The sequence below is a fragment of the Pseudomonas sp. H9 genome (assembly GCF_004353925.1).
Lineage (GTDB): Bacteria > Pseudomonadota > Gammaproteobacteria > Pseudomonadales > Pseudomonadaceae > Aquipseudomonas.
Genome location: NZ_SMOK01000039.1, coordinates 66921 through 81697, shown reverse-complemented (window position 1 = coordinate 81697; position 14777 = coordinate 66921). Strand labels below are relative to the sequence as shown.

The 14777-nt window shown below is 59.1% G+C and carries 15 protein-coding genes; 12 read left to right on the top strand and 3 right to left on the bottom strand.

Going from position 1 to position 14777, the window contains the following annotated elements:
- Window positions 1–11 precede the first annotated feature (11 nt).
- The gene (locus E1573_RS23290; protein ID WP_133216895.1) at window positions 12–926 is read right to left on the bottom strand and encodes a LysR substrate-binding domain-containing protein; all 915 of its coding nucleotides are present in this window, start codon (window positions 924–926) and stop codon (window positions 12–14) included.
- A 106-nt stretch (window positions 927–1032) separates the two neighbouring features.
- Between E1573_RS23290 and E1573_RS23285 the strand changes: the two genes are divergently transcribed.
- The 8 genes from E1573_RS23285 (at window position 1033) to rpoS (ending at window position 8204) form a co-directional block, all read left to right on the top strand.
- Entirely contained in the window at window positions 1033–2145 is a 1113-nt protein-coding gene (locus E1573_RS23285) for an S-(hydroxymethyl)glutathione dehydrogenase/class III alcohol dehydrogenase (RefSeq protein ID WP_133216894.1), read from the top strand.
- Between the two features lie 8 nt (window positions 2146–2153).
- Window positions 2154–3002 carry an S-formylglutathione hydrolase gene (gene fghA, locus E1573_RS23280; protein ID WP_133216893.1) on the top strand — a complete coding sequence of 283 codons (849 nt, stop codon included), beginning with the start codon at window positions 2154–2156 and terminating at the stop codon, window positions 3000–3002.
- A gap of 76 nt (window positions 3003–3078) precedes the next feature.
- Window positions 3079–3552 carry a 2-C-methyl-D-erythritol 2,4-cyclodiphosphate synthase gene (gene ispF / locus E1573_RS23275; protein WP_133216892.1) on the top strand — a complete coding sequence of 158 codons (474 nt, stop codon included), beginning with the start codon at window positions 3079–3081 and terminating at the stop codon, window positions 3550–3552.
- Window positions 3549–4607: a tRNA pseudouridine(13) synthase TruD gene (gene truD, locus E1573_RS23270; protein ID WP_133216891.1), complete on the top strand. Its 1059-nt coding sequence runs from the start codon at window positions 3549–3551 to the stop codon at window positions 4605–4607. The genes ispF and truD overlap by 4 nt, the downstream gene beginning before the upstream one ends.
- Window positions 4595–5344, top strand: coding sequence for a 5'/3'-nucleotidase SurE (gene surE / locus E1573_RS23265; protein WP_133216890.1), 750 nt, complete (start codon window positions 4595–4597; stop codon window positions 5342–5344). The genes truD and surE overlap by 13 nt, the downstream gene beginning before the upstream one ends.
- Window positions 5344–6021 (top strand): protein-L-isoaspartate(D-aspartate) O-methyltransferase, encoded by a 678-nt coding sequence (locus tag E1573_RS23260; protein ID WP_133216889.1) that lies wholly within the window; start codon window positions 5344–5346, stop codon window positions 6019–6021. The genes surE and E1573_RS23260 overlap by 1 nt, the downstream gene beginning before the upstream one ends.
- Before the next feature lie 180 nt (window positions 6022–6201).
- The gene (locus tag E1573_RS23255) at window positions 6202–7089 is read left to right on the top strand and encodes a peptidoglycan DD-metalloendopeptidase family protein (protein ID WP_133216888.1); all 888 of its coding nucleotides are present in this window, start codon (window positions 6202–6204) and stop codon (window positions 7087–7089) included.
- A gap of 107 nt (window positions 7090–7196) precedes the next feature.
- Window positions 7197–8204 carry an RNA polymerase sigma factor RpoS gene (gene rpoS, locus E1573_RS23250; RefSeq protein WP_133216887.1) on the top strand — a complete coding sequence of 336 codons (1008 nt, stop codon included), beginning with the start codon at window positions 7197–7199 and terminating at the stop codon, window positions 8202–8204.
- 669 nt (window positions 8205–8873) lie between these two features.
- Here the strand turns inward: rpoS and fdxA are convergent.
- Window positions 8874–9197 (bottom strand): ferredoxin FdxA, encoded by a 324-nt coding sequence (gene fdxA, locus E1573_RS23245; protein WP_003252355.1) that lies wholly within the window; start codon window positions 9195–9197, stop codon window positions 8874–8876.
- A 140-nt stretch (window positions 9198–9337) separates the two neighbouring features.
- Window positions 9338–11905: a DNA mismatch repair protein MutS gene (gene mutS / locus E1573_RS23240; RefSeq protein WP_133216886.1), complete on the bottom strand. Its 2568-nt coding sequence runs from the start codon at window positions 11903–11905 to the stop codon at window positions 9338–9340.
- 159 nt (window positions 11906–12064) lie between these two features.
- On the opposite strand from mutS, the gene E1573_RS23235 reads away from it, so the two are divergent.
- The 4 genes from E1573_RS23235 to E1573_RS23220 all read left to right on the top strand — a co-directional run bounded on the left by E1573_RS23235 (window position 12065) and on the right by E1573_RS23220 (window position 14714).
- Window positions 12065–12808: an XRE family transcriptional regulator gene (locus E1573_RS23235; RefSeq protein WP_133216885.1), complete on the top strand. Its 744-nt coding sequence runs from the start codon at window positions 12065–12067 to the stop codon at window positions 12806–12808.
- A gap of 471 nt (window positions 12809–13279) precedes the next feature.
- Entirely contained in the window at window positions 13280–13636 is a 357-nt protein-coding gene (locus tag E1573_RS23230; RefSeq protein ID WP_133216884.1) for a phage holin family protein, read from the top strand.
- Window positions 13633–14157 (top strand): hypothetical protein, encoded by a 525-nt coding sequence (locus tag E1573_RS23225; protein WP_133216883.1) that lies wholly within the window; start codon window positions 13633–13635, stop codon window positions 14155–14157. The genes E1573_RS23230 and E1573_RS23225 overlap by 4 nt, the downstream gene beginning before the upstream one ends.
- Window positions 14154–14714 carry a phage baseplate assembly protein V gene (locus E1573_RS23220; RefSeq protein WP_133216882.1) on the top strand — a complete coding sequence of 187 codons (561 nt, stop codon included), beginning with the start codon at window positions 14154–14156 and terminating at the stop codon, window positions 14712–14714. Before E1573_RS23225 ends, E1573_RS23220 begins: the two co-directional genes overlap by 4 nt.
- Window positions 14715–14777 lie beyond the last annotated feature (63 nt).

Genomic DNA, 14777 nt, shown 5'->3' with positions numbered 1-14777 from the left:
ACCGATTTGCCTCACCCCTGTAGGAGCGGGCTTGCCCCGCGATATTCCGGCAGCCCCGCCAACCCCTCGCGCAAGTAGTCTACCAACCTACGCACCTTCGGCGACAAATGCCGCTGCTGCGGGTACAGCGCCCACACCGCTGTATTAGGCGGCTGATGCGACTCCAGCAACGAAACCAAAGCCCCGGTTTTCAGGTGCTCCAGCACGTAGTAATCAGGCAGCTGACACAAGCCTACCCCCTGCAATGCTGCATCCAGCACCGCCTGGCCGCTGTTACAGCGCCAGTTGCCCTGCACCCGCATACCTTGTTCGCGGCCATCCTGTTGCAATGTCCAGATGTCCGAACTACCGATCAGGCAATTGTGACGAACCAGTTCCGATACGCTGTGCGGCCGCCCGTAGCGCTCCAGGTACGCTGGCGATGCACATAAGTACATGCGCCGTGGGGCCAGGCGCGTCGCAACCAGGCGCGAATCTTGAAGACGGCCCAGGCGAATGGCCAGGTCCATCCCTTCATGCACCAGGTCCAGAGTACGGTTGCTCAGTTCGATGTCGACCCGCAGATGCGGGTAGAGCGCCATGAACCGTGTGACCAGCGGCACGATAAAGCGCTCACCGTAGGCCACCGCGCAGGTCATGCGCAGCAAGCCTTTGGGTTCGCTGGTAAGGTCGCTCATCGCGCGTAACGCCTCCTCGCGGCCATCTTGCAGGCGCTGACAATGTTGCAAGAAGGTTTGCCCAGCCTCGCTCAAGGTTACTTTGCGCGTGCTGCGGTATAGCAAACGCGTTTGCAGGCGATCTTCCAGGCGGGCGATCTGACGGCTGATGTGGGAAGACGAAACGCCCAGACGCTCAGCTGCAGCGGTGAACTGCCCCGACTCGGCAACCGCGACAAACTCGTCGATACCTTCCCAGCGGCTACTCATTGATTATCCCTGCATAGCAATAATGTTTTGTCTTTGCCTGGATTATTAAGCAAATGGCGATGAATTACACTTCCAGCTTGAACTGACCCCTTGCTGGAGAAGATTGATGATCAAGTCCCGTGCTGCCGTTGCCTTCGAGGCCAAGAAACCGTTGGAGATTGTCGAAGTCGATGTGGCTATGCCCAAGGCTGGCGAAGTGCTGTTGCGTGTGGTCGCCAGTGGTGTTTGCCATACCGATGCCTACACCCTGTCCGGTGCCGACCCTGAAGGGATCTTCCCGTCGATTCTCGGCCACGAAGGCGGTGCCATTGTTGAGGCTGTGGGTGAGGGCGTTACGTCGGTCGCGGTGGGGGATCATGTGATCCCGCTGTACACCCCCGAATGCGGCCAGTGCAAATTCTGCCGCTCTGGCAAAACCAACCTGTGTCAGGCTATCCGTGCGACCCAGGGCAAAGGCTTGATGCCTGATGGCACCACGCGCTTTTCCTATAAAGGCCAGCAACTGTTCCATTACATGGGCACCTCGACGTTCTCCGAGTACACCGTGCTGCCGGAGATCTCGGTTGCCAAAATCCATAAAGAAGCACCTCTGGAGAAGGTTTGCCTGCTCGGTTGTGGCGTTACTACCGGTATTGGCGCAGTGCTCAACACGGCCAAGGTCCAGCCGGGTGACACCGTAGCGGTGTTTGGTCTCGGCGGCATCGGGCTCTCGGCGATCATCGGTGCGGTCAAGGCCAAGGCCTCGCGCATCATCGCCGTGGACATCAACCCGGGCAAATTCGAAATTGCCAAACAGCTTGGCGCGACTGATTGCGTCAACCCTAAAGACTACGACCGCCCAATCCAGGAAGTCATCGTTGACCTCACTGACGGCGGTGTGGATTTCTCCTTCGAGTGCGTCGGCAATGTGCAGTTGATGCGTGCCGCCCTGGAGTGCTGCCACAAGGGTTGGGGTGAGTCGGTGATCATCGGCGTTGCTGGCGCCGGCCAGGAAATCGCTACCCGTCCATTCCAGCTGGTAACCGGCCGCGTCTGGCGTGGTTCGGCGTTCGGTGGCGTACGCGGTCGCAGCGAGCTGCCAAGCTATGTAGAAATGTCGGAGAAAGGCGAAATCCCGCTGGATACCTTCATCACCCACACCATGGGCCTGGAAGACATCAACAAAGCATTCGACCTGATGCACGAAGGCAAGAGCATTCGTAGCGTCATCCACTTCTGAGGTTTGCCATGAGCCTGGAAAACATTTCCTGCCAGAAGAGTTTCGGTGGCTGGCACAAGCGCTACCGGCACCGCTCGGAAGTGCTCGGCTGCGACATGGTGTTCGCGGTCTACTTGCCCCCTCAAGCGGAGCAGGGCGGCAAACTGCCGGTGCTGTACTGGCTCAGTGGCCTGACCTGCACCGACGAGAACTTCATGCAGAAGGCCGGTGCGCACAAGCTCGCCGCCGAGCTGGGGTTGATCATCGTGGCGCCCGACACCAGCCCGCGCGGGCCTCAGGTGCCGGGTGACCCCGATGGCGCGTGGGACTTCGGCCTGGGCGCTGGTTTTTACCTGAACGCCAGTGAACAACCGTGGGCTCAGCACTACCGCATGCACGACTATGTGGTGAAGGAGCTACCCGCGTTGGTGGAAACGCATTTCCCTGCGTCAGATCGCCGCGGTATCAGTGGCCACTCTATGGGTGGTCATGGAGCATTGGTGTGCGCGCTTCGCAACCCGGGGCGTTATCACTCGGTTTCGGCGTTCGCACCCATCAGCAATCCAATGGATTGCCCTTGGGGGCAGAAGGCGTTTTCCCGCTATCTGGGGGATGATCGCGCGCGCTGGCGTGAATGGGATGCCAGTGTGCTGATCGCCGAGGCTCAGGAGCGCTTGCCACTGTTGGTCGACCAAGGCGATCGCGACGACTTCCTCGAAAATCAGCTCAAACCCCAGGCGTTGCTGCAGGCAGCGAAGGCAGTTGGCCATCCTCTGGAGCTGCGCTTGCAGCCTGGCTACGACCATAGCTACTACTTCATTGCCAGCTTTATCGACGAGCATTTGCGCCATCATGGAGTGGCTCTGGGTTTGTTGTAGGACCTCCCCTACAAATGAGCCAAAGGCTCGCCAAAGCAGGTAGAATCACGCCCTGACTCAATCAGGGCGTTTTTTTATGCGTATTGGCCACGGCTACGATGTGCACCGCTTCGCGGAAGGCGATTTCATCACCTTGGGTGGGGTGCGCATTGCGCACAGGTTCGGGCTGCTGGCCCATTCCGATGGCGACGTGTTGCTGCACGCCCTGAGCGATGCCCTGCTGGGCGCCGCTGCGCTGGGCGACATCGGTAAGCATTTCCCTGACACCGACCCGCAGTTCAAGGGAGCCGACAGCCGTGTGCTGCTGCGCCATGTGATCAAGATCGTGCAAGCCAAAGGCTGGAAGGTCGGCAACGTCGACGCCACCATCGTCGCGCAGGCGCCGAAGATGGCGCCGCATATCGACACCATGCGCACGCTGATTGCACAAGACTTGCAGGTCGAGCTTGATCAGGTCAACGTCAAGGCCACCACCACCGAGAAGCTTGGCTTCACCGGTCGCGAGGAAGGCATTGCCGTCCACGCAGTTGCCTTGTTGCTGCCAGCATGACCGAATTGGAACTGCTTGGCCCGCGTGCCTCGGGCCCGGCGTTGGGGAGCGCGATTCTCAAAGCCACTGCCGAAGATTTTCAGGTCGATGAAGTCCTCGACATTCCGTTGTCCGGCAACGGCGAGCACCTGTGGCTGTGGGTCGAAAAGCGCGACCTCAATACTGAAGAAGCCGCCCGACGCCTGGCCCGTGCTGCGGGTGTACCGCTGCGCAGCATCAGCTATGCCGGTCTCAAGGATCGCCAGGCACTGACCCGTCAGTGGTTCAGCCTGCACTTGCCGGGCAAGGCCGACCCAGACCTGAGCGCGGCGGAAAATGAAACCCTGAGCATCCTCAAGCAGACCCGCCATTCACGCAAGTTGCAGCGCGGTGCCCACTCGGCCAATGGTTTCACCTTGCGCCTGACCGGCCTGCGTGCGGACCATGCAGCGCTGGATGCACGCCTTGAGCAACTGCGTACCCAGGGTGTACCCAATTATTTTGGTGCCCAGCGCTTCGGCCACGAGGGCGGCAATGTGCAGGACGCCCGCAACTGGGCCGAGCGTCAGGCATTGCCGGAGCAGCGCAATGTGCGCTCGCGCTTGCTTTCCAGCGCGCGCAGTTACCTGTTCAATCAGGTGCTGGCACAGCGAGTAGCTGACGGCAGCTGGCAGCGGGCGCAAGTCGGTGACCTGCTGGCCTTTACTGATAGCCGCAGCTTTTTCCCGGCTGGCGAGGCAGAGTGCTCTGACCCGCGTCTGGCCATTCTTGATCTACACCCCACCGGCCCGTTGTGGGGCGAAGGGCAGTCAACTGCAAGCGGCGCCACCGGTGCGCTAGAACAGCGTATCGGTGAGCAGCACGCGGCGTTGTGCCAATGGTTGGCGCGGGCGGGCATGAGCCATGAGCGTCGCATCCTGCGACTGCCCATTGGCGGCCTGACGTGGCATTATCCCGAGCCTGATATTCTGCAACTGGAATTCGTCCTTCCGGCCGGATGCTTTGCCACCGTCGTGGTGCGCGAGCTTGTTGATCTGGTGTCGGCAGGGCAGACGGACAGCCCATGCGTATTCTGATTTCGAACGATGATGGTGTCACCGCACCCGGACTTGCCGCGCTGCATGCTGCGCTGGCGGACTATGCCGACTGCGTGGTTATTGCCCCTGACCAGGACAAAAGCGGCGCCAGCAGTTCGCTGACGCTTGACCGGCCGCTGTGCCCGCAAACCCTGGCCAATGGCTACATCAGCCTTAATGGTACGCCGACCGACTGCGTGCATCTGGGGCTCAACGGCCTGTTGGAGACGACGCCAGACATGGTGGTGTCGGGGATCAACCTGGGCGCTAACCTGGGTGATGATGTGCTGTACTCCGGTACCGTGGCAGCGGCCCTTGAGGGGCGCTTCCTGGGTGGCACCTCCTTTGCATTCTCGCTCCTCTCGCGTCTGCCGGACAACCTGCCGACCGCGGCGTATTTCGCGCGCAAGCTGGTCGAGGCACACAAGACGCTGGAATTACCGCCGCGAACAGTGCTCAATGTGAATATCCCCAACTTGCCGCTTGAGCATATCCGCGGTATTCAGTTGACGCGTCTGGGGCACCGCGCCCGCGCAGCGGCGCCTACCAAGGTGGTCAATCCCCGCGGCAAGGAAGGCTACTGGATTGCGGTAGCGGGCGATGCCGAAGATGGCGGCCCGGGTACGGATTTTCATGCGGTGATGCAGGGTTATGTTTCGATCACCCCGTTGCAGCTCGACCGCACGTTCAACGACGCTTTCGAGCGTCTGGATGGTTGGCTGGAGGGGCTGCTCTGATGCGTGACCAGGAGGATCTGATGCGCCATGGTATCGGTTTTACCTCGCAGCGAACCCGTGAGCGGTTGATTCAGCGGTTGATCGAAGAAGGCGTGTCCAACCCCAAGGTCATCGACGTGTTGCGGCGTACGCCGCGGCACCTGTTCGTCGATGAGGCGCTGGCACACCGCGCCTATGAAGATACGGCCCTGCCGATTGGCAACAACCAGACAATTTCCCAGCCATTCATGGTTGCGCACATGAGTGAACTGCTGTTGCAGGCCGGCCCATTGGACAAAGTGCTGGAGATCGGCACCGGCTCTGGCTATCAGACCGCGATCCTTGCGCAACTGGTCGAACGGGTGTTCTCGGTGGAGCGCATCAAGGTGCTGCAGGATCGCGCCAAAGAGCGGCTGAGCGAACTCAATCTGCGCAACGTGGTGTTCCGCTGGGGGGACGGCTGTGAAGGCTGGCCGGCGCTGGCGCCTTACAATGGCATCATCGTCACGGCCGTGGCCCCGGAAGTACCTCAGGCCTTGCTTGACCAGCTAGCGCCGGGTGGGCGCATGGTCATTCCTGTAGGTCCAACCGGGGAGACTCAGCATTTGATGCTGATCGTGCGCGAGGAGCATGGTTTCTCGCAGCAGGTGTTGGGTGCTGTGCGTTTTGTTCCCTTACTGACCGGCCCGCTGGCCTGATCAGGGCTTTTTTTCAGCGCGAGCGAATTCCTCTGGCTTTGACCTGTCTATCTGGCGGGCTACCCTGTTCGGTCAGGGTTCACATTTTGCGCATGCCCGGCATCCGCAAGTCGTATGCCCTCGGTTATAATTGCAACAATATTGCATTTTCACAGCAGTCACCATGAGAGGGAGCGGCGGGTGGGTCACACAATCATTCAGCAGTGCAGGGGATATTCGAGCTTCAAGCTTCTGCTGATTGCACTTGCCGTAGGTTCGCTGGTGTCGGGTTGCTCCAGCACGTCCACCACCAGTGGTGCACGTGTGGTCGACCGCAACGCGACGGCGCCCAAGCGTCCAGCCACCACCAGCGGCCAGTATGTCGTCCGCCCAGGTGACACCCTGTATTCCATCGCCTTCCGCTACGGTTGGGACTACAAGGACTTGGCTGCCCGTAACGGTATCGCACCGCCTTACACCATCCGTCCTGGCCAGCCGATTCGTTTCGACAGTGGGGCCAGCAGGCCTGCTGGCGGTACCACTACCGTGGTCACGACATCGTCTTCACCTTCAAGCAAAACCACCATCACCACACGGCCGGCCGGCACACCAGCCAAGCCTGTGACGCCTGCTCCGGTAACGTCGACGCCGACACCCGCGCCTGTTGTATCCACCACTCCGGCCGCGCCGATTCAGGTGCCTGGGCCAGAGCGGGCAGTGGGCGGCTGGGCGTGGCCGGCCAGCGGTGTGCTGATTGGTAAATTTGCTTCAAACGGCAGTTTGAATAAAGGCATTGATATCGCCGGTGATTTGGGACAGCCTGTTTTTGCTGCGTCTGATGGTTCAGTTGTCTACGCCGGGAGTGGCTTGCGGGGCTACGGCGAGTTGGTCATCATCAAGCACAGCGATACCTACGTCAGTGCCTACGGTCACAACCGCAGGCTTTTGGTTCGGGAGGGGCAGCAGGTCAAAGTTGGGCAGACAATTGCCGAAATGGGTTCCACAGGCACAGACCGGGTGAAGCTGCATTTTGAGATTCGCCGTCAGGGCAAACCTGTTGATCCGCTGCAATTCCTGCCGCGTCGTTGATTGCTAGTACCCGGCCTGTTCCTCGCGTAGAGGGGACAGGCTCCAGCGTTGCCAAGGATTTCGGCGCCGCTCGAGTCTGAGTTCGAACTCAGCAAAGGACTATAACAATGGCTCTCAGTAAAGAAGTGCCGGAGTTTGACATCGACGATGAAGTGCTCCTGATGGAGACGGGCATCGTTTTGGAAACGGATGTGGTGTCAGACGAACCTGCTGTATCTTCGGTTCGGACCAGGGCTAAGCAAGGCTCTTCGCTCAAGCAGCACAAGTATATCGATTACACTCGGGCGCTTGATGCAACCCAGTTGTACCTCAATGAAATTGGCTTTTCGCCTCTGCTTTCGCCAGAGGAAGAAGTTCATTTTGCGCGCCTGTCGCAAAGTGGCGATCCGGCGGGTCGCAAGCGCATGATCGAAAGCAACCTGCGTCTGGTGGTGAAAATCGCCCGGCGTTATGTGAATCGTGGGCTTTCACTGCTGGACCTGATCGAAGAGGGCAACCTGGGGTTGATTCGTGCGGTCGAAAAGTTCGACCCTGAGCGTGGTTTCCGTTTCTCTACCTATGCCACCTGGTGGATTCGGCAAACCATCGAACGGGCGATCATGAACCAGACCCGTACCATCCGCTTGCCCATTCATGTGGTCAAGGAGCTCAACGTCTACCTGCGCGCTGCGCGCGAACTCACCCAGAAGCTCGATCACGAACCGTCCCCGGAAGAGATCGCCAGCCTCCTGGAGAAGCCGGTCGGTGAGGTCAAGCGTATGCTCGGGCTCAATGAGCGCGTGTCGTCGGTGGACGTGTCCTTGGGGCCAGACTCCGACAAAACCTTGCTCGATACCCTGACTGACGATCGTCCCACGGATCCGTGCGAACTGCTGCAAGACGATGACTTGTCGCAAAGCATCGACCAGTGGCTCAGTGAGCTGACCGACAAGCAACGTGAGGTCGTGATTCGCCGCTTTGGCCTGCGCGGGCATGAAAGCAGCACGCTGGAGGATGTGGGGCTGGAGATCGGGTTGACCCGTGAACGGGTTCGCCAGATCCAGGTCGAAGGGCTCAAGCGCCTGCGCGAGATCCTTGAGAAGAATGGCCTGTCCAGTGAATCGCTGTTTCAGTGAGCGTTAAGCAGTAAGTTAGAAGCAGTAAGCTCAGCTGCAGCAAAGAACGCCTCGACCTGATCGAGGCGTTTTTGTTTGTGTGGGCTTTGTACCAGGGCACGGACGTTTCCTGTCGTTGCAACGGAAACATCCGGGTTTAGCCAAAAGCGCTCATCAAGGTTGACGCATTTAATTTCTGTGTAGGCTTTTGCTTACTCGTTCTGTAAGCGATTGCTGGAGGTTTTAGTAAATCGTTGTCGTTTTCACTGTGCGTATTTTTATAAACGACTGATAAATATAGGTTTTATCATTTGTTGCAGAGAGGTTTCTGCAGCTTTTTGAGAGCTTTGGCCCGTTGCTGGAATTACTGCAGCCGCTAGTATCTGAACTGTGTCTACGGACTGACACAGGCTTTCAAGGATGACGGCCAAGGACATCGCAGGATGCGATTCATCAGGACGATGACAGGGAATAAAGGGACTACGGAAAAAATGTGGGCGGGTCAAACCGCCCCTTTTTTTTGGGTGGCGTTTGAGAATTGTGAGCTCATTCAGGCTCGGTGAGAGCGAGCTTGCCCCGCGATTGCGGATTTGTCAGTGAAATTGCATCGCGGGGCAAGCCCGCTCCCACAGAACGCTGCAGCAAACATAAAAAAAGGCCCTCGAAGGGCCTTTTTTGATCCGGATACGCTTAGCGCTCCAGGTCGGCAATCTTGCCTGGCTTGCCATCCCACTCTTCAGCGTCCGGCAGGGCATCCTTACGCTCAGTGATGTTTGGCCAGATTTCTGCCAGCTCGGCATTGAGCTCGATGAAGTTCTCCATGCCACTTGGCACTTCGTCTTCCGAGAAAATGGCTTGGGCAGGGCATTCAGGCTCGCACAGTGCACAGTCAATGCACTCATCCGGGTGAATGACCAGGAAGTTCGGGCCTTCGTAGAAGCAGTCCACCGGACAGACTTCTACGCAGTCGGTGTACTTGCACTTGATGCAGTTGTCGGTGACGACGAAGGTCATTTCTAATTCTCTCCTCAGGCGACGGCAGCGGTACCCATCCAGACAGGGTCGCTCGGTTTGGTCGTTCGGCTGCAGGCCAGGCTAATAACCTGCAGCACCACCAAACCGCGCGGGATTCTATCAGCTTGTGCGGGCTCGCGTTATAACAGAGTCTTTAGTGTATAGAGCATTTCGATAGCTTGACGCGGCGTCATGTTGTCCAGGTCCAGCTTCCCGAGCTTCTCAATGGCTGGGTGAGGCAGGCTGGCAAACAGGTCGCTTTGGTGCGGAACATCGGGTGCACCTTTGGGTACTGCGGGTACTTCATGTGGCAGACTGGCAGTCTCCAGGCGGCCAAGATGTTCTCGTGCGCGTTGAATCACCGCATTTGGCACCCCTGCCAATTGAGCCACAGCCAGACCGTAACTCTGGCTGGCAGGCCCCGGCAGCACATGGTGCAGGAACACGATGCGCTCGTTGTGCTCGGTGGCGTTCAGGTGCACGTTGGCTACCAGCGGTTCGCTTTCTGGTAGCACGGTGAGTTCGAAGTAATGCGTGGCAAACAGGGTGTACGCGCGCAGTTGCGCCAAGCGCTCGGCTGCTGCCCAGGCCAGCGACAGGCCGTCGAAGGTACTGGTGCCGCGGCCGACTTCATCCATCAGCACCAAGCTGCGGTCGGTGGCGTTGTGCAGGATGTTGGCTGTTTCGCTCATCTCGACCATGAAGGTCGACCGCCCACCAGCCAAATCGTCGCTGGAACCGATACGGGTGAAGATCCGGTCGACCAGTGACAATTCGCAGCTGGCTGCCGGTACAAAGCTACCGATGTGTGCCATGAGCACGATCAGCGCTGTTTGACGCATGTAGGTGGATTTACCACCCATGTTCGGACCCGTGATCACCAGCATGCGGGTGTTGTCGTCCAGCGCCAGGTCGTTGGCTACGAACGGTGTCGTCAACACTTGCTCGACAACCGGGTGGCGACCCTGGTTGATGCGCATGCATGGCTCTTCGACGAACGTTGGGCAGTTCAGGTCAAGATTCAACGCACGCTCGGCGAGGTTGCTCAACACATCCAGTTCGGCCAGCGCTGCGGCGGTGTCTTGCAGCGGTGCCAGGTGGCCGATCAGGGTTTCGAGCAGGGCGTCGTAGAGCATCTTCTCGCGAGCCAGGGCACGGCTTTTGGCCGACAATGCCTTGTCTTCGAAGGTTTTCAGCTCTGGGGTGATAAAACGCTCCGCGCCCTTGAGGGTTTGGCGACGAATGTAGTCAGCGGGTGCCTGCTCGGCCTGCTTGCTCGGCAGCTCGATGAAATAGCCGTGTACGCGGTTGTAGCCGACCTTGAGGTTGGCCAGGCCGGTGCGGGCTTTTTCACGGGCCTCAAGGTCGATCAGGAACTGGCCGGCGTTCTCGCTCATTGCCAGCAGCTCGTCCAGCTCGCTGTCGTAGCCGGTCTTGAGCACACCGCCGTCACGGATGACCGCTGGTGGGTTGTCGATGATGGCCTTTTCCAGCAGGTCGGCCAGTTCCGGGTAGGTGCCGGCAATCGCGGCCAGCAGCGCCAGGTGCGGTGCTTCCAGTTCAGCCATGGCGTTCTGCAGTTCAGGCAGGGCGCCGAGGGCATCACGCAGGCGGGCCAGATCGCGAGGGCGGGCATTGCGCAGGCCGATACGGGCCAGGATCCGCTCGATGTCGCCGATTTCCTTGAGCTGCGGTTGCAGTTTCTCAAAGCGGTAGCTGTCGAGCAGGCAGCGAATCGAACCTTGGCGTGCTTGCAGCACTTTCAAATCGCGCAGTGGGCGGTTCAGCCAGCGGGTCAGCAGGCGACTGCCCATGGCGGTCTGGCAGCGATCGATGACCGATTGCAGGGTGTTGTCGCGACCGCCCGCCAGGTTCACATCCAGTTCGAGGTTGCGGCGGCTGGCACCGTCGAGCACCACGGTGTCGTCCAGGCGCTCATGCTTGAGGCTGCGCAGGTGGGGCAGGGCGGTACGTTGGGTTTCCTTGGCGTAGCCCAACAGACAACCGGCGGCACCGATGGCCAGGGTCAGCTTCTCGCAGCCAAAACCCTTGAGGTCTTGGGTTGCGAACTGTTGGCACAGACTTTTGCGCGCCGAGTCGCGATCGAAATCCCAAGGGGCACGACGGCGAGCGCCACGGCGTTTCTCTGCCGGTAGGCCTTGTGGCCAATCGTCTGGGATCAGCAGTTCGACCGGGTTGATGCGCTCAAGCTCGGCCAACAGGTTTTCCCAACCTTTGATCTCCAGCACAGTGAAGTTACCGCTGGTGATGTCCAGCACGGCCAGGCCGAACAGGCGCTCATCACCCAAGACCGCGGCAATCAGGTTATCGCGGCGCTCGTCCAGCAGTGCTTCGTCGCTGACGGTGCCTGGCGTGATGATCCGCACTACCTGACGTTCCACCGGGCCTTTGCTGGTGGCCGGATCGCCGATCTGTTCACAGATCACCACCGACTCGCCCAGCTTCACCAGCTTGGCCAGATAACCCTCGGCTGCGTGAAAGGGGATACCGCACATAGGTATCGACTGGCCTGCTGACTGCCCGCGGGCGGTCAGGGTAATGTCCAGCAGTTTTGCGGCCTTCTTCGCATCTTCATAGAAGATCTCGTAGAAGTCGCCCATGCGGTAGAACATCAACTGGTCTGGGTGCTGGTTTTTCAGCTTCCAGTACTGTTGCATCATCGGAGTGTGTGCGGAAAGATCGCTCATTACAGAAACTTGGCTCGCAGCGTCGTTTAGACCAAAGGCAAGCGGGCAATCTTACAGGGATTTTGCCCCCGATGCCGAGGCCAACGACCTCGCTGTGACCATTTGTCCATGCATTGGCGTGCATATCGCCAATTGCTTTTTGCATAAACCGGCCGCATTATGCGGATTATGCAAAAACGCAACGTAGCATCCGTCTTAAGAGCACTGCTCGACCGTCACGGTATCTCCCCCACGGAGTTGCACCGGCGTACCGGCGTGCCGCAATCCACCTTGTCGCGCATTCTCAGTGAGAAAATCGTCGATCCTTCCGACAAACATGTGTCGAAAATCGCCGAGTATTTCGGGGTGAGTACCGATCAACTGCGTGGTCGCGCCGAGCTGGGCGAAAGCCGCGAGGCCCCACCAGCCCGTAGCCATGCCGAGTTGCATGACATCAGCTTGTGGGATGACGACACACCCATCGAGGACGATGAGGTCTCCATTCCGTTTCTTCGTGAGGTCGAGTTGGCAGCAGGATCAGGACGATTCGTGATCGAAGAAAGCGAGAAAGCCAGCCTGCGCTTCGGCAAGCGAAGCCTGCGTCACAACGGCGTGCAGTTCGACCAGGCCAAGTGCGTCACTGTGCGGGGCAACAGCATGCTGCCCGTATTGCGTGACGGCGCCACGGTGGGGGTCAATGCCGGTAAAAGCGGCATCGGCGATATCATCGACGGCGACCTGTACGCCATCAATCACAACGGGCAACTGCGGGTGAAACAGCTCTATCGTCTGCCTACCGGCATTCGCCTGCGCAGCTTCAATCGTGACGAACACCCGGATGAGGACTACAGCTTCCAGCAGATGCAGGAAGAGCAGATCACTATTCTTGGTCATGTGTTCTGGTGGGGTATGTACGCCCGCTGAAGCGCAATCGAATCATCAGAAAACCCGCTTCGGCGGGTTTTTTTTTCGCCTGAACAAAAGCGCTACGAACCGCATGGCGTAAGGACTACATGCATACGCGCATTTTCTCATGCATAAATATTTCCACAAATGCATTGACTGCATATGCATCAATGCATAATCTTTGTCTCAAGCCGGTCATCACCGGTAGTGACAAAGGCAGCGATGAACCGGCCTGAACGGTTCAGAGGGTTGGCAACTGGCCCAGGTGTGCAGCGTAAAGCACCACAAGCAGTTATCCGGCGGGCAGGTGGCCGCGGTCGGAGGAACAACATGAAGCGGAACAGTCCAGTGCACCAGTCGTGGCGGGCGGTTCAACAACGCATTACTGAAAAGCCTGGGGAACCGGGCTTTTTGGAATGCCGAGTAATCGGTTCAACAACACATGCGGCAGGCGCAATGTTATGCGCCTTTGCATAAGGAGACAGAACAGTGACAAACGAGCAACAGACGTTACTGGAAATGCCGATCTGGCTGGTGATCATCCTGGCCTTGCTGGGTGGCCTTTCCGGAGAAATGTGGCGCGCCGACAAAGCCGGCACCCGGGGCTGGGCACTGGTACGACGCCTGCTATTGCGTTCAGGAGCTTGCATGGTCTGCGGCGTGTCCACGGTGATGCTGCTGTATGCCAGCGGCATGTCGATCTGGACGGCCAGTGCATTTGGGTGCCTGACCGCGATGGCGGGGGCTGATGTGGCGATAGGGCTGTATGAACGATGGGCGGCGCGTAGGTTGGGAGTAGAGGCGCAGGGCAGCGATGATTCAGCCTGCAAGGAGAAGCGATTGTGAACGAATTGACGGCTTTGCATGAAGCCATCACTGCCAGCGTCAAGCTCGCACTGCCTGTGTTTGAAACGGTTGAGGCCTATGTGCCTGCAAATCAAAATCAAACTCCGGCATTGCCAGCTCTCATTCATGCGATCACCGGCCTTAAGCCGAGTGTCGATCCTGGCGATGGTCGCTCCTGCATTATGGCGACTTTCGAAGCACGAATTCTGGTCGATAGTTCCAGCCTGCAAGCACCCTCGCAAGCGGTGACATTGGCTGCCCAGGTGGCTGTGCTGCTGCGCAAGCAATTCTGGGGGCTGGACTTCGTCGAAGAAGCACGCTTGGTAGAAGCGCTGCCGGTTATTCCCATTGCGGCTATGCCCGATGCGGTCGAATGGCGCGTGCAATGGGAGCAGGCCCTGTACCTGGGCAGTCTGCAATGGCCTTGGCCCAATGAACCGGGCCCCTTGGCCTTTGCCTTCAGCCCTGATACTGGCCCTGGCCATGAAGGCAATTACCAGTCGCCGGAGGACATGGCATGAACTACGTCAGTGCTGCCCATGACCGAATGCTGGCAACGTTGATCATTCCTTGCCGGGTGGTGGGTGTCGACCTTGCTGCGGCAAAGGTACGAGTATCCGACGGTGCCGGTTGGACCAGCGCCTGGGTACGCTGGCACAGCCAGGCTGCAGGCAAGGCGCGGCATTGGCGCTCACCCAGTCTGGGAGAACAAGGCGTTTTGCTCAGCTCGAGCGGCGAACCTGCCCAAGGCACCTTTGTGCCGGGCCTGTATGGCAGCGCTGGCGATCAGCCGGACAATCGCGACCACGTCGCGGTCTGGCGCTTTGACGACGGTGGTTCGCTGATCTACGACTGGCAGGCCAGCAGCTACACCATCGATCTGCCCGGTGGCACCTTGAACCTCAAGGTCGGTGGCAGTTCGGCAGTGGTGACTGCCGATTCCATCAATGCCAAAGCCTCGCACATTTCCTTGACTGGCGAAGTCCAGATCAACGGGGCGTTACGCGTTACCGGCGATATTCTCGGGGGTGGAAAAATCATTGACACCGCTGGCAATACCGCCAACCACAAGCACTGAACCCAGCCCGCCAACGCGGGCTTTTTTATGCCTGGAGAAACCATGTCCACGCTAATGAAGGAG